This window comes from Streptomyces sp. NBC_00376, assembly GCF_036077095.1.
In the GTDB taxonomy this organism is placed as follows: Bacteria; Actinomycetota; Actinomycetes; order Streptomycetales; family Streptomycetaceae; genus Streptomyces.
In genome coordinates, this window is sequence record NZ_CP107960.1 from 3,445,265 (window position 1) to 3,464,194 (window position 18,930).

20 protein-coding genes are annotated in these 18,930 nt (G+C 70.4%); 12 read left to right on the forward strand and 8 right to left on the reverse strand.

From position 1 onward, the window contains the following. Positions 1-273: 273 nt before the first annotated feature. The 3 genes from OG842_RS15300 to OG842_RS15310 form a co-directional block, all read right to left on the reverse strand. Entirely contained in the window at positions 274-849 is a 576-nt protein-coding gene (locus tag OG842_RS15300; RefSeq protein ID WP_266730214.1) for a hypothetical protein, read from the reverse strand. A gap of 115 nt (positions 850-964) precedes the next feature. Beyond that, a complete protein-coding gene (locus tag OG842_RS15305) occupies positions 965-1,705 on the reverse strand; it encodes a DUF4328 domain-containing protein (protein WP_266730215.1) in 741 nt (246 codons plus the stop codon). Between the two features lie 233 nt (positions 1,706-1,938). Then, positions 1,939-3,558, reverse strand: a complete 1,620-nt coding sequence (locus OG842_RS15310) for a beta-N-acetylhexosaminidase (protein WP_328512261.1) — start codon at positions 3,556-3,558, stop codon at positions 1,939-1,941. Between the two features lie 301 nt (positions 3,559-3,859). Between OG842_RS15310 and OG842_RS15315 the strand changes: the two genes are divergently transcribed. The 7 genes from OG842_RS15315 (at position 3,860) to OG842_RS15345 (ending at position 9,590) form a co-directional block, all read left to right on the forward strand. Next, positions 3,860-4,390: a 2-oxo-4-hydroxy-4-carboxy-5-ureidoimidazoline decarboxylase gene (locus OG842_RS15315; protein ID WP_443064063.1), complete on the forward strand. Its 531-nt coding sequence runs from the start codon at positions 3,860-3,862 to the stop codon at positions 4,388-4,390. Between the two features lie 205 nt (positions 4,391-4,595). Next, positions 4,596-4,976: a succinate dehydrogenase, cytochrome b556 subunit gene (gene sdhC, locus OG842_RS15320; protein ID WP_072486591.1), complete on the forward strand. Its 381-nt coding sequence runs from the start codon at positions 4,596-4,598 to the stop codon at positions 4,974-4,976. Between the two features lie 5 nt (positions 4,977-4,981). Continuing rightward, entirely contained in the window at positions 4,982-5,458 is a 477-nt protein-coding gene (locus tag OG842_RS15325; RefSeq protein ID WP_124716825.1) for a succinate dehydrogenase hydrophobic membrane anchor subunit, read from the forward strand. Between the two features lie 29 nt (positions 5,459-5,487). Then, positions 5,488-7,242 (forward strand): succinate dehydrogenase flavoprotein subunit, encoded by a 1,755-nt coding sequence (gene sdhA, locus OG842_RS15330; protein WP_266730218.1) that lies wholly within the window; start codon positions 5,488-5,490, stop codon positions 7,240-7,242. Continuing rightward, positions 7,242-8,000 (forward strand): succinate dehydrogenase iron-sulfur subunit, encoded by a 759-nt coding sequence (locus tag OG842_RS15335; RefSeq protein ID WP_266730219.1) that lies wholly within the window; start codon positions 7,242-7,244, stop codon positions 7,998-8,000. The genes sdhA and OG842_RS15335 overlap by 1 nt, the downstream gene beginning before the upstream one ends. Positions 8,001-8,174: 174 nt before the next feature. After that, complete coding sequence (locus OG842_RS15340; protein WP_266730220.1) at positions 8,175-8,777, forward strand: hypothetical protein; 603 nt, start codon at positions 8,175-8,177, stop codon at positions 8,775-8,777. A gap of 12 nt (positions 8,778-8,789) precedes the next feature. Beyond that, entirely contained in the window at positions 8,790-9,590 is an 801-nt protein-coding gene (locus tag OG842_RS15345; RefSeq protein ID WP_328512262.1) for a hypothetical protein, read from the forward strand. A gap of 7 nt (positions 9,591-9,597) precedes the next feature. Here OG842_RS15345 and OG842_RS15350 read toward each other — a convergent pair whose 3' ends face one another. Beyond that, positions 9,598-10,107, reverse strand: coding sequence for a MarR family winged helix-turn-helix transcriptional regulator (locus tag OG842_RS15350; protein WP_266730222.1), 510 nt, complete (start codon positions 10,105-10,107; stop codon positions 9,598-9,600). 88 nt (positions 10,108-10,195) lie between these two features. On the opposite strand from OG842_RS15350, the gene OG842_RS15355 reads away from it, so the two are divergent. The 4 genes from OG842_RS15355 (at position 10,196) to OG842_RS15370 (ending at position 13,122) form a co-directional block, all read left to right on the forward strand. Then, positions 10,196-11,422, forward strand: coding sequence for an MFS transporter (locus tag OG842_RS15355; protein ID WP_328512263.1), 1,227 nt, complete (start codon positions 10,196-10,198; stop codon positions 11,420-11,422). A gap of 67 nt (positions 11,423-11,489) precedes the next feature. Next, complete coding sequence (locus tag OG842_RS15360; protein ID WP_266730224.1) at positions 11,490-11,921, forward strand: hypothetical protein; 432 nt, start codon at positions 11,490-11,492, stop codon at positions 11,919-11,921. 5 nt (positions 11,922-11,926) lie between these two features. Next, positions 11,927-12,361 carry a thiol-disulfide oxidoreductase DCC family protein gene (locus OG842_RS15365; RefSeq protein WP_266730226.1) on the forward strand — a complete coding sequence of 145 codons (435 nt, stop codon included), beginning with the start codon at positions 11,927-11,929 and terminating at the stop codon, positions 12,359-12,361. A 23-nt stretch (positions 12,362-12,384) separates the two neighbouring features. Next, positions 12,385-13,122 (forward strand): TetR/AcrR family transcriptional regulator, encoded by a 738-nt coding sequence (locus OG842_RS15370; protein ID WP_266730228.1) that lies wholly within the window; start codon positions 12,385-12,387, stop codon positions 13,120-13,122. 75 nt (positions 13,123-13,197) lie between these two features. On the opposite strand, the gene OG842_RS15375 is transcribed toward OG842_RS15370, so the two are convergent. The 3 genes from OG842_RS15375 to OG842_RS15385 form a co-directional block, all read right to left on the reverse strand. Then, entirely contained in the window at positions 13,198-14,754 is a 1,557-nt protein-coding gene (locus OG842_RS15375; RefSeq protein WP_266730230.1) for an ABC transporter substrate-binding protein, read from the reverse strand. A gap of 189 nt (positions 14,755-14,943) precedes the next feature. Continuing rightward, entirely contained in the window at positions 14,944-16,257 is a 1,314-nt protein-coding gene (locus OG842_RS15380) for a metallophosphoesterase (RefSeq protein ID WP_328512659.1), read from the reverse strand. A gap of 53 nt (positions 16,258-16,310) precedes the next feature. Then, positions 16,311-16,556 carry an SCO4848 family membrane protein gene (locus OG842_RS15385; protein WP_093549020.1) on the reverse strand — a complete coding sequence of 82 codons (246 nt, stop codon included), beginning with the start codon at positions 16,554-16,556 and terminating at the stop codon, positions 16,311-16,313. Between the two features lie 121 nt (positions 16,557-16,677). On the opposite strand from OG842_RS15385, the gene OG842_RS15390 reads away from it, so the two are divergent. Beyond that, on the forward strand, positions 16,678-17,937 hold the full coding sequence (locus tag OG842_RS15390; protein WP_323185746.1) for a D-alanyl-D-alanine carboxypeptidase family protein: 1,260 nt from the start codon (positions 16,678-16,680) through the stop codon (positions 17,935-17,937). Here the strand turns inward: OG842_RS15390 and OG842_RS15395 are convergent. Then, positions 17,885-18,808 (reverse strand): YihY/virulence factor BrkB family protein, encoded by a 924-nt coding sequence (locus tag OG842_RS15395; RefSeq protein WP_266730232.1) that lies wholly within the window; start codon positions 18,806-18,808, stop codon positions 17,885-17,887. The genes OG842_RS15390 and OG842_RS15395 overlap by 53 nt on opposite strands. Positions 18,809-18,930 lie beyond the last annotated feature (122 nt).

Genomic DNA, 18,930 nt, shown 5'->3' on the forward strand with positions numbered 1-18,930 from the left:
ATCGCAGCTGGTCATCACTGCCGCGCCACCCTGCGCGACTCAGCACGCTACGTCCTCGGCGGGGCTCGCGTCCATGACTTGTACAACCCGCAACGTTCCTCGGACGACGTGCGGTGTGACAGAAAACGCAGCGACGGCGCTGAGAGGAGTACGGGGTCGTCCTACGGCCCCGCGGAAGACGACCGGGGCCTCTCCTGTGGGGGGTGGCGGCCCCGGTCGTCCTCGTATTTCCCGGCACCGGGCACCTCGCGGCTCCCCCGCATGGGCCACCGCTCAGCCCCGCCCCCGGGCCCGCCGCGAGACCGCCGCGCGCAGCACCCGCTGCCCCTCCGCCGACACCTCCAGCACCTGGCGCAGCCCGGCGCCCGCCGACGGGGCGTCAGCGGCCTTGGCCAGCAGCTCCAGGATCCGGATCTGCCGGCGCAGCTCGCCGGCCGGCAACGGTCCCGCCGCGTCCGGATCGTCCTCGCCGAGGCGCCGCACCGTCTGCGCGGTGGTGCCCGGCGCCGCGTCCGGATCGAGGTGGACCTCCAGGGCCAGCAAGGAGCACGCGTCGGCCCAGTCCCGCAGTTCCGGCGCCGCCCGGTCCGCGGGCGCCTCGCCCAGCAGCTTCCGGATCCGCGGGGCGGCACCCGTCTCGTCGGCGGCGGCGTCCAGTGCCGTACGGGCCTCGGCGAGGCGGTACGGCCAGACCGCCGCGTCCGCGCAGCCCGCCCAGAGCGGACGGAGCGGATCCGGGTCCGGGTCCGCTCCGTCCGCGGGCTGCGGCAGGCAGCGGTCGAGGCAGGCGACCGCGCTCGCCGCGAGCCCTCGCTCGTCGGCGGCGGCGATCAGTTCCAGCAGGCTCATCGGCGTCTCCCGTCGGCACGCCCCCGTGCGCGCACACGGGGACGAGGCGCTTCCTGTTACCGCGTTCAGCGCCGAATGGCTCAAAACCGTCACTGCGGGGGCCGAATTGCATCTCTCAGTGGGCGCGACCCCAGTCGGCCCGCCCCGGCGCACCCGGGACGCCCAGCGGATACACGCCGAGCGCCGCCCGCTCCCCCTGCATCCGGGTCAGCTTGCGGACGAAGAGGATGGCGAACACCGCGGCCACGATGTCCAAGGCGTCGGTGGCCATCAGCAGGCCCGCCGAGTCCAGGATCTCCTGCGGCTGCTCGGCCGCCCAGTACCGCCGGGACGCGTACTGGGAGCCGACCAGCGAGATGATCCAGAACCCCCACCACAGGTTCATCACGGTGGCCGGGACCGTGCGCCAGCTGCCGTCGGTGTTCGTCTGGGCGCTCGCGGTCCAGATGCCGCCCGCGATCCGGCGCGGCAGCACCAGGTTGGCGATCGGGACGAACCAGGCGCCGACGGCCCAGCCGGGCCGCATCGGCTGCGTGCTCGGGTCGAACACCTCGGCGTTGAGCCGTACCCGCCGGAACCAGATGATGAAGACGACCGCGGTGGCCAGGCTCACGAGGCTCTGCAGCACGCCCGCCGTCCCGTACAGATTGTCCGCGAGCGTCGCCTCCGCCTCGTCGTACGTCGCGAAGTCGTTCTCCAGCCCGGCCGCGATCACACGGCGGCTGTTCAGTCCCGCCGCCACGGCGAGCAGATCCGCCGCCGCGACGACCGCCAGCAGCACGACGACGGCCTTCGCGAGCCCCTCGGGCGAGCGCAGGTACTGCTGCGGCGCGAAGAAGGCCGGGGCGGGCGGCATCGGGGCAGTTGCCGGACCGGCCGGACCGGCACAGACCAGACAGCGTCCGTCGTCGGTGACCGGCGGTCTGAGACGGCAGGTGGAGCAGAGCATGAAGTGGAACCCCCCAAGGTTCTGAGCGCGAACGCGCGAATCCGCGCGCTCCTCCCCGGAACGCGCGGCATGCGGAACCTAGCCCCCCGCCACCTGGCTGTCCACGAGGAATCCCGCCCGGCCGGCCACGGCGATCGCGCTCAGCCCGCCTTGTCGATCCGTGCGGCCAGCGCCCGGAACTGTTCCCAGCTCAGCGCGGGTTTGCCCGGGACCCACAGCTTCTGGGCGGTCGCGCGCAACGGCATCCGGATGCCCTGCGCCACCTGCGCCGGGGTCTGTGCCTGCGGGAGGTCGCCCCAGACCGCGAACCGGCCGCCGAGGATCTGACCGGAGTAGCGCGCCGGGACAGGCCGGGTGCCGCGCAGGACGAGCGGGGTCCACTGCTCGTAGATCCGCTCGCCCGTCGGGTAGACGAACTGGTTGGGCTGGCCGAGCACGTAATAGAGGTACTCGTCGTTGAGGTTCACCACGCGCCGGCCCTCGCGCAGGTACTCCTCGGGCAGCCGGGCGCCGTACTCCTTGCCCGTCCAGTACTCGACCTCGATGTCCTTGTCGGCGTGCACGGTCCCGTCGCGGAAGAAGCCGTCGTTCCACGCCTTGGGCTGCTTGCCGTGCGGGCGCACCACCGCCGCGCGGTCGTTCAGCCAGCCGGTCGCCAGGTCCTTGATGCTCGCCCCCGCCCCGTACTTCTGCTGGGCGGCGCGTTGCAGCTGCGGGTACGAGGTGGCCGGGTCCCGCGCCATCAGGGCGAGGTACTCGTCGGCGCCCAGGTGCCAGTACGCGCCGCGAAACAGCTCGGTGAACTCGCCGAGGAGCTGGTCGACGAGCTTGGCCGAGCCCGGGTCGGAGATGTCGAGCGACCCGGGCGAGCGCGTGCCCGACACATTGCGCAGCTGGAGGTCGGGGTGGGCCCGCAGCACCGCGCCGAGATGGCCCGGGGAGTCGATCTCCGGGACGACCTCGATGTGCAGCCGGGACGCGAGGCCGACGATCCGCCGCACTTCCGCCTGGGTCAGGTGCTGCGGCGACACCACCTCGGGGTGGGTGCGGGACTCGATGCGGAAGGCCTGGTCGTCGGAGAAGTGCAGGCCGAGCTGGTTGAGCTTGAGGTCGGCCATCTCCCGCAGCCGGTCCTCGATCCAGGCCGGGGTGTAGTACTTGCGTGCGATGTCGAGGTTGAGTCCGCGCTGCGGCCGGTCGGGGCGGTCGCGCACCTCGCCCTCCGGCATCGCACCGTCGGCGCGCACCGACTGCTTCAGGGTGCGGGTCCCGTAGAAGACCCCGGCCTGGTCGGGCCCGCTGATGGTGACCCGCCCGTCGTGGACGCCGAGGGTGTACGACTCGGGGGCGCCCTTGCCCGGGACCAGGGCCAGCTCCACGTCGCCCGCCCGGGCGGGGACGTCGCCCCGGTAACGGATCTTCAGCTCCTGGGCCAGCAGCTGTCCCTCGTCGGCGAGCGTCCCGCTGCTGCGGGCGATGACGACCCCGGCGTCCGGGCCGGGGCGCCAGCCGGGACCCCGGGCCGCGATGTGCTCGCGTACCGCGGGGATGGTGCGCGGGGCGGTGGAGAGCGGGTAGCTCCGGGTTGGCGAAGGGGCCGGCGAGGCGGCGGCCGAGGAGGACGCGGGGGTGCGGGCGTTCGAGGACTGTCCGGCGAGTCCGCTGTCGGAGCCTTCCGGCCAGACGACGACGGCGATCGTCGCGGCGGCCGCCGCGGTGAGGGCCGCACCGGCCACGAGAGCGCCACGTGAGGGCGACATCGGTCAGAAACCTCCGATATTTACGGACAACGAGGCAGAAGAAGGGAGACAGCCGGGCATTCTCCTTGGAATACGGCACGTCAGACGGTCCGAAACTCTCCCGTCCGGGTGAAGTTCGCGCATCTGTCGGACGTCCGTTGCCCTGCCTCGCTAGCTTTGAGGCACATTCGTCTCTCCCTTCACCCACGCATCTGCCTGGTTTCATCCCCCCTTCCCTCCCCAGGGTCACAGATGCCGTTGACCCGCCGAGGAGCCCACGCTGTCCAGGTCCAGCGAGTCCCCCGCCGGCCTCCCGGAGCAACTGCGCCAGCCGGCCACCCGTACGGCCGTACCCGTCCAGAATTCCGCCGCCGAGCAGGTCCCCACCCACGTCCCGGGCCTCGACCGCTTCAACGCCGTGCCGGCCGCCGAGGCCGAGGCCGCCCTGCTGGAGTGCTGCGGCAGCCGCCGCTGGGCGCAGCGGCTGGCCGCCCACCGCCCCTATCCCGACCTGGACGCACTGCTGGCCGCGGCCGACGAGGCGGGCTACGACCTGGCCCCGGCGGACCTCGCCGAGGCGCTCACCGCCGAGGTCTCCCCCGGGCTGCACCACGCCGCGCCGCACTCCGCCCATCTGGCGCTGCGGGCCGCGCACGCCGCGTACGAGTCGCGCTTCGGGCATGTCTTCGTGATCTGCCTGGACGGCCTGGGGCCGGCCGAGCAGCCGGACCAGGTGCTCGCCGGGATCCGGGCCAGGCTGGCCCACGAGCCCGACCAGGAGCGGGTGGCGACCGCGGAGGAGATGCGCCGGCTCGCCCGGGGCCGCATCATCGAGCTGGTATCAGGTTCATAACGGAACGGGCTCGGTAAAGGCGTGTAGCAGCTCTTTATAGGCCGTCCGTGCCTGTTTGATTGCCACTTTGATCACACCGCGGGCCCCCGCGCGAACGAACCGACAAACCGTCGCTACGATGGCCGGGGCCGGTGGACCGTACCCGGCCGGGTCAGACCGACAGCAAGCCGGCCGGCCCCAATCCCCGCTCCCGGAGGGTTCTTCCGTGCCGGCTGGAACGCTGTACCGCGGCCGGGAAGGCATGTGGTCCTGGGTGGCTCATCGAGTCACCGGTGTCCTCATTTTCTTCTTCCTGTTCGTACACGTCCTGGACACCGCTCTCGTCCGCGTCTCCCCCGAGGCCTACGACGACGTCGTGGCCACGTACAAGACGCCGATCGTCGCGCTCCTCGAATACGGCCTGGTGGCCGCGATTCTCTTCCACGCGCTGAACGGTCTCCGGATCGTCGCCGTGGACTTCTGGGCCAAGGGCCCGCGCTACCAGAAGCAGATGCTCTGGTCGGTCGTGGGCATCTGGGTCGTGCTGATGGTCGGGGCGCTGTACCCGGTCCTCGGCCACGCCGTACGCGAAGTATTCGGGAGCTGAGGCCAATGTCCACCGAGTCCTCCGCCGCGATCGGCTCCGTCGAGGGCGTCAGCCTGTACGACGTAGACAACCCGGCCCCGGTCATCGAGCCGCCGCGCAAGCGGACCGGCAAGACCCCCAAGGGTTCGCGCACCAACTTCGAGATGTACGCCTGGCTCTTCATGCGCCTGTCGGGCATCGTCCTGGTCGTCCTGGTCCTGGGCCACCTGCTGATCCAGCTGGTGCTGGACGGCGGCGTCTCCAAGATCGGCTTCGCCTTCGTGGCGGGCCGCTGGGCCTCGCCGTTCTGGCAGCTCTGGGACCTCGGGATGCTGTGGCTGGCCATGCTGCACGGCGCCAATGGTCTCCGTACGGTCATCAACGACTACGCCGAGCGGGAGAACACCCGTTTCTGGCTGAAGATGCTGCTGTACACCGCCACGGTGTTCACCGTCCTGCTGGGCACGCTGGTGATCTTCACCTTCGACCCGAACATCCGCTAGGCGCCGGGCCAGAGGGACCAGAGGAAATCATGCAGATCCACAAGTACGACACCGTCATCGTCGGCGCCGGCGGCGCCGGTATGCGCGCGGCCATCGAGTCCACGAAGCGCAGCCGTACCGCCGTGCTCACGAAGCTGTACCCGACCCGCTCCCACACGGGCGCCGCGCAGGGCGGCATGGCCGCCGCGCTCGCCAACGTGGAGGAGGACAACTGGGAGTGGCACACCTTCGACACCATCAAGGGCGGCGACTACCTGGTCGACCAGGACGCCGCCGAGATCCTGTCGAAGGAGGCCATCGACGCCGTCCTCGACCTGGAGAAGATGGGCCTGCCGTTCAACCGCACGCCCGAGGGCAAGATCGACCAGCGCCGGTTCGGCGGTCACACCCGTAACCACGGCGAGGCCCCGGTCCGCCGGTCCTGCTACGCCGCGGACCGCACCGGCCACATGATCCTCCAGACGCTGTACCAGAACTGCGTCAAGGAGGGCGTGGAGTTCTTCAACGAGTTCTACGTCCTGGACCAGCTGATCACCGAGGTCGACGGCGTCAAGCACTCCGCGGGTGTCGTGGCCTACGAGCTGGCCACCGGCGAGATCCACGTCTTCCAGGCGAAGTCGGTCATCTACGCCTCCGGCGGCACCGGCAAGTTCTTCAAGGTGACCTCCAACGCGCACACCCTGACCGGTGACGGCCAGGCCGCGTGCTACCGCCGGGGCCTGCCGCTGGAGGACATGGAGTTCTTCCAGTTCCACCCGACGGGCATCTGGCGCATGGGCATCCTGCTGACGGAGGGCGCCCGCGGTGAGGGCGGCATCCTCCGCAACAAGGACGGCGAGCGCTTCATGGAGAAGTACGCGCCGGTCATGAAGGACCTCGCGTCCCGTGACGTCGTGTCCCGCTCCATCTACACGGAGATCCGTGAGGGCCGCGGCTGCGGTCCCGAGGGCGACCACGTCTACCTCGACCTCACGCACCTCCCGCCGGAGCAGCTGGACGCCAAGCTCCCGGACATCACCGAGTTCGCACGTACGTACCTCGGCATCGAGCCCTACACGGACCCGATCCCGATCCAGCCGACCGCGCACTACGCCATGGGCGGCATCCCCACCAACGTCGAGGGCGAGGTGCTGGCCGACAACACCACCGTCGTCCCGGGCCTGTATGCCGCCGGCGAGGTCGCGTGCGTCTCCGTGCACGGCGCCAACCGACTGGGCACCAACTCGCTGCTCGACATCAACGTCTTCGGGCGCCGTTCGGGCATCGCCGCCGCCGAGTACTCCGCCAAGCACGACTTCGTCGAGCTTCCCGAGAGCCCGGCGCAAATGGTCGAGGAGCAGGTCGAGCGGCTGCTCTCCTCGACGGGCACCGAGCGGGTCGCGACACTCCGTCTGGAGCTGCAGGAGTGCATGGACGCCAATGTGATGGTGTTCCGCACCGAGCAGACCATCAAGACGGCCGTCGACAAGATCGCCGAGCTGCGCGAGCGCTACCTCAACGTGTCCGTCCAGGACAAGGGCAAGCGGTTCAACACGGACCTCCTGGAGGCCATCGAGCTGGGCAACCTGCTCGACCTGGCCGAGGTCATGGCGACCTCCGCGCTGGCCCGCAAGGAGTCCCGCGGCGGTCACTACCGCGAGGACTTCCCGAACCGCGACGACGTCAACTTCATGCGCCACACCATGGCGTACCGCGAGGTCTCGGCCGACGGCACCGAGTCGATCAGGCTCGACTACAAGCCGGTCGTCCAGACCCGCTACCAGCCGATGGAGCGTAAGTACTGATGGCAACCCCGACTCTGGACAAGGTGGAGGCGGAGTCCGCCGCCGCCCCGTACATCACGGTCACCCTCCGGATCCGCCGCTTCAACCCCGAGGTCTCCGACGAGGCCCAGTGGCAGGACTTCCAGATCGAGATCGACCCGAAGGAGCGTGTGCTCGACGCCCTTCACAAGATCAAGTGGGACCTCGACGGCACGCTGACGTTCCGCCGCTCCTGCGCGCACGGCATCTGCGGCTCCGACGCGATGCGGATCAACGGCAAGAACAGGCTCGCCTGCAAGACGCTGATCAAGGACGTCAACCCGGAGAAGCCGATCACGGTCGAGGCCATCAAGGGCCTCACGGTCCTCAAGGACCTCGTGGTCGACATGGACCCGTTCTTCCAGGCGTACCGCGACGTCATGCCCTTCCTCATCACCAAGGGGAACGAGCCGACCCGCGAGCGCCTGCAGTCCGCCGAGGACCGCGAGCGCTTCGACGACACCACCAAGTGCATCCTCTGCGCCGCGTGCACATCCTCGTGCCCGGTGTTCTGGAACGACGGCCAGTACTTCGGCCCGGCGGCGATCGTCAACGCGCACCGCTTCATCTTCGACTCGCGCGACGAGGGCGGCGAGCAGCGCCTGGAGATCCTCAACGACCGTGACGGTGTGTGGCGCTGCCGCACCACCTTCAACTGCACGGACGCCTGCCCGCGTGGCATCGAGGTCACCAAGGCGATCCAGGAGGTCAAGCGGGCGCTGATCACGCGCCGCTTCTGACCGCCACCGGCACAGCAGTCGCATCCGGCCCCGTTCCCCGCGGCAACACCGCGGGGAACGGGGCCGCTTGCTGCGCCGCCGGGGGCTTGACGGTACGGTCGGTGCGGAACCGGAACCGGTTCGCCGCCGGCGCAGCAGGCCCGGGGCGTACAGCCTGATCGAGAGCGGGGAACGTTGAGCGATCCGAATCCGTACGCGGACGACTCATACAAGTGGGGGCCGGCTCCCCAGCAGCCGGGCAATCCGCCCACCGTCGCGGACGGCCAGGCGCAGCCCGGTCCGGGTGCCCCGGCGTACGGCTACCCGCAGCCGCTGCCCGATTCCGCGGTCGAGCCCGGCCCCGGCTACGGCTACCCGCAGGGCGTCGCGGCCCAGCCGACCATGCCCGGTCACGGCTTCCCGCAGCAGCCGGGCGCCCCGATGGGCGGCTCCGGGATGCCGGTCATGACGTTCGGTGACATCGCCGTGATGCAGGACCAGATCGTGACCCCGTCCGGCCCGATGCCGCTCAAGGGCGCGGTGTGGACGGCGACCGACCTCACCCGCACCGAGGAGAAGATCCCGACGGTGGCGATCGTGCTCGCGATCGTCTTCGCACTGTTCTGCCTGGTCGGTCTGCTGTTCCTGCTGATGAAGGAGAAGCAGACGACCGGCTTCGTCCAGGTCTCGGTGTCCAGCGGCGGCCGGCACCACTCGACGATGATCCCGGCGGCCGACCAGAACACCTTCCCCCTGGTGATGGCCCAGCTCAACACGGCCCGTGCGATGAGCATCTGACGGCTGGTCGCGATGGCCCGCCTCAGCCACGCCGTCACCGTCCTCGCACCGGACCGCGAACTGCTCCACACCTGCGCCCCGCTGCTCTGGAACCTCGCCGAGTCCACCCGGGCCCGCGGCCGGGACATCGTTCTGCCGGACGGGCGCAAGGTCCCCGGCCTCGCCCTGGTCAAGGGCCGCCATCTGCGGCCGGGCGCCCGGTACGAGTCCAGCGGCTCCGGCACCGGGGAGCGGGAGACGACGGTGATACGGGAGTGGCGGCGCGGCAGTGCGATCGCCGTCGAGCAGCTGATGCGGTCACCGGAGCTGTCCGGGCGGATGTCCGTGCGGCTGCGCGGCCCGGACCGTCCGGCGGCGCTGGAGATCGCGGGGCGGGTCCGGGGTCCCGAGGGCTCGGGTTCGCTGCACCGCCTGTCGGGCAAAGCGTCGCTCGATCTGACCGCCTGGTGGGCGGCGGCCGAGTCGGCGCCCGGGGCGCCCCCGGCGGCCCGCGCACCGGCCGAGGCGCGGCTGAAGCACCGGCTGGGGATCGCCCGTCTGTATCTGCGGCCGCGCCCGGCGGAGCAGGGCCTGTGGCACGTCGATGTCACGCTGAGCGTGCACGGGCGGCTGCTGCTGCGGCCGGTCGCCGCGTTCGCGCTGCTGCTCGCGGGCGTGCCGCTGCGCCGCGGCTTCCGTTCCTCGGTGGAGCGGGCGGCCGGGCAGTGGAACGAGGCGCTCGGGCAGATCCTCGCGAAGGGCCCCGACGAGCTGCGGGCGGAGCTGGCCGGACACCTCGTCGCCGGAGCCGACGGGACGGAGCGGACCGGCTGAGCGCCCGTCAGTCCCAGGCGGCGGCGCCCCGGTCCTCGGCGACCACCATGATGCGCCGCAGCATGTCGTTGAGCAGCGCGCGTTCGTCCTTGCCGAGGACGCCGAGCAGCCGGTACTCCTCGTGGCCGAGCACGTCCATCGCGCCCAGCCAGGTCGAGCGGCCCGCGTCGGTGAGTTCCACGTCGACCCGTCGGCGGTCGGTGGTGGAGGGAGTGCGGCGGACGAAGCCGCGCCGTTCGAGCGCGTCCAGCCGGCCGGTGACGGAGGCGGGCGCGAGGTCCAGGTCGGCGGCGAGCTCGGAGGGGGCCGCCTTGCCGCCGCGTCCGGCCAGCTTGTGGAGCGTGTCGAACTCCTGGCGGTCCAGGTCGAAGTCGACCAGGGACTGCTCGCGCACCCGGCGCAGGTGGACGGAGAGTTTCTTCATGCGGGTCACGGCACCCTCGACATCGGGATCGAGGCCGGGAAGGACGGGCTTCCAGCGCTCCACATGTCCGTCGGTCCAGTCGCGTCGCTCCATGGGGAAAGCGTACGCCGGGACTCCAACTACCCTTCGGTATCAAATATTTCGTTGACGAATAGTTCGGTAGCGAAATAGATTCCCGCGCATGCCGCATCCTCTGCGCACGCGCGCCTTCCGCCTGCTCTTCATCGGCCGCACCCTCTCCCTCCTCGGCGACGCCGTCATCCCCACCGCCCTCTCGCTGGCCGTCTACCTGGCCACCGGCTCGACCGGGGCGCTCGCGCTGGTCCTGGGCTGCGCGATGGTCCCCAAGCTGCTCCTGCTGCCGCTGGGCGGCGTCGTGGGCGACCGCTTCAACGCCCGTACGGTCGCGCTCACCACGGATCTCGTGCGGTGCGCGACCCAGCTCTTCGTCGGCGCGGAGCTGCTCGGCGGCTCCCCCGAGCTCTGGCAGATCGCGCTCGCCGAGGCGGCCGGAGGCGCCGCCGGGGCGTTCGCGATGCCGACCGTGTCACCGCTGATCCGCGGCACCGTGGCGGAGTCCGGGCTGCTGCGCGCCAACTCCCTGATGGCGGTGGTCAACAGCTCCACCCGGCTCGGCGGCCCGGCCCTCGCCGGGGTGCTGATCCTCACCGCGGGGCCGGGCTGGGCCTTCGTGCTGGACGGCGCCAGCTTCGCGGTGAGCGCCGCGCTGCTGTCCGCCGTCGAGGTCCGGCACGTACCCATCCCCCGGCGCTCGCTGTTCACCGACCTCAAGGAGGGCTGGGGCGAGGTCCGCAGCCGCGACTGGTACTGGACGAGCCTGATCGGGCACGCCACCTGGAACGGCGCGGCGGCCGTCCTGATGACCGTCGGCCCGGCGCTCTTCGTCCGGGAACTGGGCGGCAAGGGCGTCTGGGTCGCCCTGCTCCAGACCGGCGCGGTCGGCCTGCTCCTCGGCTCGCTGCTGGCCGGCCGGGCCCGCCCCCGCCGCCCGATCCTGGTGGCCAACCTGGGGCTCGCCACGTACGCCCTGCCGCTCGGCCTGCTGGCCGCCCACGCGCCCGTCGCGCTCTCCATCGCCGCGTACGGCGTCGCCCAGGCCGGCCTCGGCTTCCTCGGCCCGGTCTGGGAGACCTCGGTCCAGTCCGCCGTACCGGCGCACGCGCTGGCCCGGGTGACCTCGTACGACTGGCTGCTCTCCCTCGGCGCGATGCCGCTCGGCTACGCCCTGGCCCCGCTCGCGGCCTCGGCCTGGGGCGCCGAAGTACCGCTGGCCGTCGCCGCGGTGGCGGTCGGCGCGGCCTGTCTGGGGACGGCGGCGGTGCCGGGCGTACGGCGCTTCGCGACACCCGGCGAGAAGCCCGGGCGAGCCGCCGAACTCCCCGCTTGAACATGTTCAATTACAGGTCTACAGTCCATGACAACAGCTTTTGAACGCGTTCAAAGGAGGGTGGGGCATGGACCTCACTGTTGTCGCGTACGTCATCTATCTGCTGATCAGCGTGGCGCTGACCGTCTGGGTCGCGCGCACACTCAGCCGCAACGGCAAGGTGTTCCTCGCCGATGTGCTGCACGGGAACGAGAAGCTCGCCGATGCCGTCAACCACCTGCTGGTGGTCGGCTTCTACCTGGTCAACCTGGGCTTCGTCACCCTCTACCTGAGGAACTCCGACGCCGTCACCGACGCCCGCGGACTCTTCGAGGCACTGTCGGTGAAGCTCGGCGTCGTCCTGCTCGTCCTCGGTGTGATGCACCTCGGCAATGTCTACGTGCTCAACAAGATCCGCCGCCGCGGTCTGATGGAGCGCGAGCAGACCCCGCCCGTGGCCCCGCAGGGCTGGACGGGACCGGGCAACGGCCCGTGGGCGGCGCCCGCCCCGAGGGCCTGAGCGCCATGACGGGCCGGCCCGGCGGGCAGCGGCTCTCCGTCGAGCGCCTGACGGTGCTGTACGACGCCCGGTGCTCGCTCTGCCTCCATCTGCGGCAGTGGCTGATGAAGCAGCGTCAGCTCGTCCCGCTCGACCTCGTCCCGGCAGCCTCCGAGGAGGCGCTCCGTCGCTTCCCCGGGCTCGACCACGCCGGGACGCTGGACGAGATCACGGTGATCGGCGACCGGGGGCAGATCTACCGCGGGACCTCCGCGTGGATCGTCTGCCTCTGGGCGCTGGCCGAGCACCGGCCCAGGGCCCACTGGCTGACCACTCCGGCGGGCCGCCCGTTCGCGCGGGCCACCGTGCTCGCCGCCGCGAAGTACCGGTCCCTGACCGCCGCACCGTGCGGACGGGAGGGCGGGGACGGTGCCTGTACGGTCCCCGGATCCGAGGGCTGACCGCGACGGATACCCTCGGGACTGTGGCGAAGGAAGCGAAGGACGTGAAGGAAGTCAAGGCTCCCAAGAGCGAGCAGACCCGCACACTCATCCTCGAAACGGCGCTCCGGCTCTTCCAGGAACGCGGTTACGACAAGACGACGATGCGGGCCATCGCCCAGGAGGCCGGCGTCTCCGTGGGGAACGCCTACTACTACTTCACGAACAAGGAACACCTCGTCCAGGGCTTCTACGACCGGCTCGCGGCGGAGCACGCGGCGGCCGTGCAGCCGGTCCTGGACGGCGACAAGGACCTCGCGGTGCGCATGCGCGGGGTCCTGCTCACCTGGCTGGACGTGGCGGAGCCGTACCACCGCTTCGCCGCCCAGTTCTTCAAGAACGCCGCCGACCCGGAGAGCCCGCTCAGCCCGTTCTCGGCGGAGTCGGTCGCGGCCCGCGAGGCGGCGATCTCCATCCACCGGCGGTGCCTGGCCGGGTCCGACACCAAGACCGACCCCGAACTGGCCGAACTCCTGCCGGAGTTGATGTGGCTGATACAGATGGGCCTGGTGCTGTACTGGGTGTACGACCGCACGGAGCACACCGAACGCAGCCGCCGCCTGGTCGAGCGCTCCGCCCCGATCGGCGCCCGCGCCATCGCCCTCTCCCGGTTCCGGGTGCTGCGCCCGCTGGTGCGGCAGATCCACGAGGTGCTGGAGGAGTTCCTGCCCGGCGCCGCGAAGACCCGGGACCGGGGCCGGACAGGCCCCGACAAGCGCTGACGAGCCCTCACAGGACGACGGGGCGGCCGGCCGGCGAACGCCGGCGGACCGCCCCGTTTGCTGCCTTGCGGACCGTCAGATCCGCCTCAGTTCCCAGAGCCGCCAGAGGCCGGTGCCGTCCGAGAGGTACTGCGAACCGGAGACGTCCGTCGTGCTGACGACGTAGTCCTTCTTCTGCCACAGCGGGACCAGCGGCACGTCCTCGCCGACCTGCGCCTGCAGCTCCTTGAAGTCGGCCGAGGTGCGCCCGCGGTCGCTGTACTGGAGCGTGGAGCCGATGAGGCTGTCCACCTTCTTGCTGGAGTAGCCGTTGTGGAGGCTGTTGTTTCGGCCGACCAGCGGCTGGCTGAAGGTGTCGGGGTCCGGGTAGTCGGGGAGCCAGCCGACCGTGTACGCGTCGTACTTACCGGCCGCGTAGTCCTTCTGGAACTTCTGCCAGTCGACGGCGTGGACCGTGACCTTGAAGAGCCCGTCGGCCTCCAGCTGGTGGCGGAGCTCCGCGGTCTCCTTCGTGTAGGCCTCGTCCCCACCGCGGTAGCCGAAGCTGATGTTCACCGGCGTCTGCACTCCGGCGTCCTTCATCAGCTGCTTGGCGCGCTCCGGGTCGGGCGTCGGGTAGGCGTCGAAGAACGGCGTGCTGTGCCCGATGTAGCCCTGCGGGATCAGCGAGTAGAGCGGCTCGACCGTGCCCTTGTAGACGCCGGTCACCAGCGGCCCGCGGTCGATGAGCGAGGCGATGGCCTGCCGGACCTTCTTGTCGGCCAGTGGCGAACCCGGCCGGACGTTGAAGACGAGATTGCGGATCTCGGCGCTGTCCGCCTCGGTGACGCGCAGGTCGGGGTCGCCGGGGTTCAGCTCGGCGAGCGTGGCCGGCGGCAGTTCGCGGTGCGTGACGTCGACCTGCTTGGCGTTCCAGGCGGCCAGGAGCTGGTCCGACTTGTCGTAGTAGTGCACGGTGACCGGGACACCGGTCTTGCTCAGCGCGCCCTTGTAGAGGGGGTTGGGGACCAGTTCGGCGATCTCGCCCGACCGGTACGACTTCAGGAGGTACGGGCCCGAGCCGTCGATGGTGTTGCCCTTGCGGAGCTTGTCCGCCGGGTACGACTCGCGGTCGACGATCGAACCGGCGCCGGTGGCGAGCTTCTGCGGGAAGGTCGCGTCGCGCGAGGAGAGGTTGAAGGTGACGGTGCGTCCGTCCGCCACCACGTTCTTGAGGCTCGGGAAGAGCACCCAGGGACCGACGTCCGTCTTTATCCTGATCATGCGCTCGATGGAGTACTTGACATCCTCGGCCGTGATCTTGCGGCCGTTGGAGAACGTCAGGTCGTCACGGAGCTTGCACTGGTACGTCTGGAGCTTCTGGCCGATGAAACCGCAGCTCTCGGCGGCGTCCGGCTCGGGCACGACCGCACCCGACTTGAACGTCAGCAGGGACTGGTAGATGTTGCTGTACATCGCCCAGGAACCCGCGTCGTACGCACCGGCCGGGTCGAGCGAGGTGACCTCGTCCGTGGTGCCGACCGCGATGGGGTCCTTCTTCGCCTCGTCCGAGGGGAGCAACTGCCAGGCGACAACGCCTGCGATGACCAAAACCGCGAGAACCGCGAGAATCCGTAGCCGGATCGACCGCATTGACGTGCTCTCCCTTACCAGCCCCACCTCGGCAACCGCGCTCAGATACGCACATCACCGCATGCCCACGATCAGCCAATCACACGATTTTCACATCTGGAAGAGCGAAACTGTGATTCATAGCCTTTTGTTCGACAGTTGAAACCTTGGGTGCATCTGAACGTCTGAAAACCTGTGGTCGACGGAGAGTCACGCCCGCAGCGAGGCGAGCTCCACGACGGTGATGTCGGACGGTGCGCCGACCCGTACCGGCGGGCCCCAGGCGCCCGCGCCCCGCGAGACGTACAGCTGGGTGTCGCCGTAGCGGTCGAGCCCGGCGCCGGTGGGATTGGCCAGATCCGCGATGAAGTTGCCCGGCCAGAGCTGGCCGCCATGGGTGTGTCCGGAGAGCTGGAGATCCACGCCGTGGGCGACCGCGTCATGGATGACGACGGGCTGGTGGGCCAGCAGGACGGCGGCGCGGGTACGGTCCCGGTCGCCGAGCGCACGGGCGAAATCAGGACCCTGCCCCTCGCTCTCCCCCGCGACGTCATTGACGCCCGCAAGATCGAATCCGTCGATCTCGACCCGGGCGTTCTCCAGTGGATGAAGACCCAATTCCCTTACCTGGTCGACCCATTGGGCGGCGCCGGAGTAGTACTCATGATTTCCGGTGACGAAGTAATTCCCGTGCCGGGCCTTCAGCCGGGCGAGCGGCTCGGCGGCCGGCCCGAGGTCGGCGACGGTTCCGTCGACGAGATCGCCCACGACGGCGACCAGATCCGGCTGGGTCCGGTTGATCGTGTCGACGATCCGCCGGGTGTGGTCGCGGCCGAGGATCGGGCCGAGGTGGATGTCGCTGACGACGGCGATCCGGAAGCCGTGCGCGGAGCGGGGCAGCTTGGCGAGCGGGACGGTGATCCGCTTCACCCGCGGCCCGCGCAGCACCCCGTAGGTGCCGTGGCCGACCGTGCCGAGCCCGGCGACGGCGGCGGCCCCGCCGACGGCCCGCGCGACGAACAGCCGACGGGTGGGGGCGTCGGTGCGGGGCGGGGCGGGGGCGTCGGCGACGAGGGTGCCCGGGGCGCCGGAAGCGCTCGCACTCGACGAGAGTTCCGATTCTTTTGCGTCATTTGCCGGGTCCGCGCCGGATGCACCGTCCGCTGACGCCGCGTCCGTACCCGTACCCGTGTCCGTGCCCTCCGGCCGCCCGGCCCGGTCCGCCCGGCGCGCCAGCACCCGGCGCAGAACCGGCCGTACCGCCTCGCCCACCAGCAGAGCCAGCGTCAGGTACAGCACGGCGGCCAGCCACAGATAGCCCGGCCAGGCCAGTACCTTCTGGAGCCAGAAGGGCGCGCCCGCACGGCCGGAGACCAGCGCGCCGATGCTGAGCAGCGGCAGCACGTACGCGGCCACCGTGCCGGCTTTGCGCAGGGCACTGCCCTCGGCCGTGGTGTCACCGACGAAGCGGCGCCACAGATAGCGGTGCACTCCGGCCAGCAGCGTGAGCACCACGATCACCATCAGCACGAGACCGGCCACTGCCACTTGCCCTCCTCCGCCAGCCGTACGGCCGGTTATGCGCGTTCGCGGCGCAGGGCCCTGACGCCACGGAACCCGATCACTCCAACCGCCGTCCCCAGGAGAAAGGACGTGATGGCGAGCAGCAGATGCACCCAGAAGTACGCAGTCGGGTCACCCGCGTCGTCGAAGGCGAGTCCGCTGCCGTCCTTCCACAGGTTCTTGACGAAAGTGATCCAGATGAACCAGCTCCACACCCCGAAGGCGAGCAGGAACCAGGAGACGGGGCGGCTGAGCTTCATGGACTCAGTATCGCCGCCGCCCTCCGGCGGAGCCGCCCGGGGTGGGCTGTCCTGGCGGTACGCCCGGCGGGTCAAGGCGTCCGCACCCATTTTCATATCTTCTGCATGTACGTTTTCGACCGTGCCTGCTCTCAAAAAGACCGCGATGACGGTCATCTCTGCCGCGTTGTTGTCCACTTTTGTTGTCAGCCCGGCATCGGCGGTCGGCAAGGACGCCTCCGACGACCAGCCGAAGCCGCCCGCGGGCATGTCCAAGGTCGGCGGCGAACTGCTGGGCCGGGCCGGTACGCAGGTGCAGCTGGGACCGGACGCCCCGGTGCTGCCGAAGGACCTCACTGGCCGGTCCTGGATCGTCGCGGACGCGGAGAGCGGCCAGGTCCTCGCCTCGCACAACCCGCACTGGCGGCTGCCTCCCGCCTCCACCCTGAAGATGCTCTTCGCGGACACGGTGATGCCCGCGCTCCAGCCCAAGACCCAGAAGTACACCGTCAAGGACGAGGACCTGGCCGACCTCGGCGAGGGCAGCAGCCTGGTCGGCGTCAAGGAGAAGCTCACCTACACGGTCCACGATCTGTGGCTCGGGGTGTTCCTGCGTTCGGGCAACGACGCGGTGCATGTGCTCTCCTCGATGTACGGCGGCGTCCCCAAGACCGTCGACGCGATGCAGGCGCACGCCGAGGAGTTGCAGGCGCTCGACACCAAGGTGGTCTCGCCCGACGGGTACGACGCACCCGACCAGGTCTCCAGCGCGTACGACCTGACGCTGTTCGCCCGCAGCGGGCTGCAGAAGGCGGACTTCCGGGAGTACTGCTCCACGGCCGAGGCGCAGTTCCCCGGCGCGGAGAAGGACGGGAAGCGCGAGAGCTTCGCCATCCAGAACACCAACAAACTGCTCACCGGCGCGGGCGGCGTCGACCCGTACAAGGGCATCGCGGGCGTCAAGAACGGCTACACCACGCACGCCGGCAACACCTTCACCGGTGTCGCGGAACGCGACGGCAAGGTGCTGCTCGTCACCGTCATGAACCCGTCGTCCGAGAAGCCCCACGCCGTCTACGACGAGGCCGCCAGCCTCCTCGACTGGGGCTTCGACGCGAGCGGCAAGGTGACCCCGGTCGGCGAGCTGGTGCCCCCGAAGTCCGCCGACACCGGCACCGGGTCCGGCAAGGGACCCGCGGCCGAGCAGGGGGAGGACGAGGGCCGCAACGGCCCCGCGCAGTCCGCGAAGGCCACCGCGTCCAAGGGCGGCGGCGGGGGCGGGGGCGCCGGGATCGCGCTGGGCATCGCCGGGGGCGCCCTGGTGCTGCTGGCCGGCGCGGTGTTCCTGGTCAACCGGCGCTGGCCGCTGCCGGACCTGGTGCGTCGCCTTCCTCGCCGCTGACGGCCCCGGACGCCTCGTCCCCGCTGTTCTGCGTCGCCGTCCAGGCGGCGCAGAACAGCAGCAGTTTCGCCGAGAGGTTGATCCACAGCAGCAGCGCGACCGGCACCCCGAAGGCGCCGTACATGCTCTTCGCCGCCACGCCCTTCATGTAGCTGCCGAGCAGCAGCTTGAGCAGTTCGAAGCCGATCGCGCCGATCGCCGCGGCGACCAGCAGCGCGCGCCGCGGGGGCTCGACGCCGGGCAGCAGGGTCAGCAGATAGAGCAGCAGCAGGAATCCGGCCAGCGCGGCCACGACCAGGGTGGCCACCTGGAGCACCACACCACCGGCGCCGCGGTCCGAGATACCGAACAGGTCCGCCGTCCAGCCGACCGCGACGGAGCCGGCCGACGACACGGCGAGCGTCGCGAGCACCGCCCCGCCCAGGCCCAGCAGCAGCCCCGCGTCCTTGAGTTTGCGCAGGACCGGATTGCCCAGACCCACGTCGTCCAGGTCCCAGACGGCGCGCAGACAGTCCCGCATCGAGCCGATCCAGCCGATGCCGGTAAGAAGCAGCACCGCACCGGCCACCACACCCACCGTGCCTGCGTGGGCCACCAGGCTTTCGATGCCGAGCTGGTCGGAGATGCCCGGCACCTGCTCGGCCAGCTTGTCCTCGATCTTGTGGAGCTGCTCGGTGGAAAGCAGCGCGGCACCGATCGCCGCACCGACCGCGATCAGCGGGAAGAGCGCCAGGAAGCTGATGAAGGTGATCGCGGCGGAGAGCCTGGCCCAATGGACCCGCTCCAGCGTCTCGTAGGAGCGCCAGGCGTGCGTCACCATCAGCCGGGAGACGATCGGCCCGATGACGGGGAGGTTCTTCAGCCAGTCCATGACCTACGGCTTACCCTCCCGGGCGCGGAAAACCGGCACCGGGCCTCGTTGCCGCAGGGCCTGACACTTCTTCAATCACCCATACCGGTGAGTGTTGTAACAAATACCTCGAAAGGGTTTTC

Coding starts and splice junctions, on each gene's coding strand:
- OG842_RS15300 (WP_266730214.1), bottom strand. CDS start 849: ATGAGCCTGCTGGAACTGATCGCCGCCGCCGACGAGCGAGGGCTCGCG.
- OG842_RS15305 (WP_266730215.1), bottom strand. CDS start 1,705: ATGCCGCCCGCCCCGGCCTTCTTCGCGCCGCAGCAGTACCTGCGCTCG.
- OG842_RS15310 (WP_328512261.1), bottom strand. CDS start 3,558: ATGTCGCCCTCACGTGGCGCTCTCGTGGCCGGTGCGGCCCTCACCGCG.
- OG842_RS15325 (WP_124716825.1), top strand. CDS start 4,982: ATGTCCACCGAGTCCTCCGCCGCGATCGGCTCCGTCGAGGGCGTCAGC.
- sdhA (WP_266730218.1), top strand. CDS start 5,488: ATGCAGATCCACAAGTACGACACCGTCATCGTCGGCGCCGGCGGCGCC.
- OG842_RS15335 (WP_266730219.1), top strand. CDS start 7,242: ATGGCAACCCCGACTCTGGACAAGGTGGAGGCGGAGTCCGCCGCCGCC.
- OG842_RS15345 (WP_328512262.1), top strand. CDS start 8,790: ATGGCCCGCCTCAGCCACGCCGTCACCGTCCTCGCACCGGACCGCGAA.
- OG842_RS15350 (WP_266730222.1), bottom strand. CDS start 10,107: ATGGAGCGACGCGACTGGACCGACGGACATGTGGAGCGCTGGAAGCCC.
- OG842_RS15355 (WP_328512263.1), top strand. CDS start 10,196: ATGCCGCATCCTCTGCGCACGCGCGCCTTCCGCCTGCTCTTCATCGGC.
- OG842_RS15360 (WP_266730224.1), top strand. CDS start 11,490: ATGGACCTCACTGTTGTCGCGTACGTCATCTATCTGCTGATCAGCGTG.
- OG842_RS15365 (WP_266730226.1), top strand. CDS start 11,927: ATGACGGGCCGGCCCGGCGGGCAGCGGCTCTCCGTCGAGCGCCTGACG.
- OG842_RS15375 (WP_266730230.1), bottom strand. CDS start 14,754: ATGCGGTCGATCCGGCTACGGATTCTCGCGGTTCTCGCGGTTTTGGTC.
- OG842_RS15380 (WP_328512659.1), bottom strand. CDS start 16,257: ATGGTGATCGTGGTGCTCACGCTGCTGGCCGGAGTGCACCGCTATCTG.
- OG842_RS15385 (WP_093549020.1), bottom strand. CDS start 16,556: ATGAAGCTCAGCCGCCCCGTCTCCTGGTTCCTGCTCGCCTTCGGGGTG.
- OG842_RS15395 (WP_266730232.1), bottom strand. CDS start 18,808: ATGGACTGGCTGAAGAACCTCCCCGTCATCGGGCCGATCGTCTCCCGG.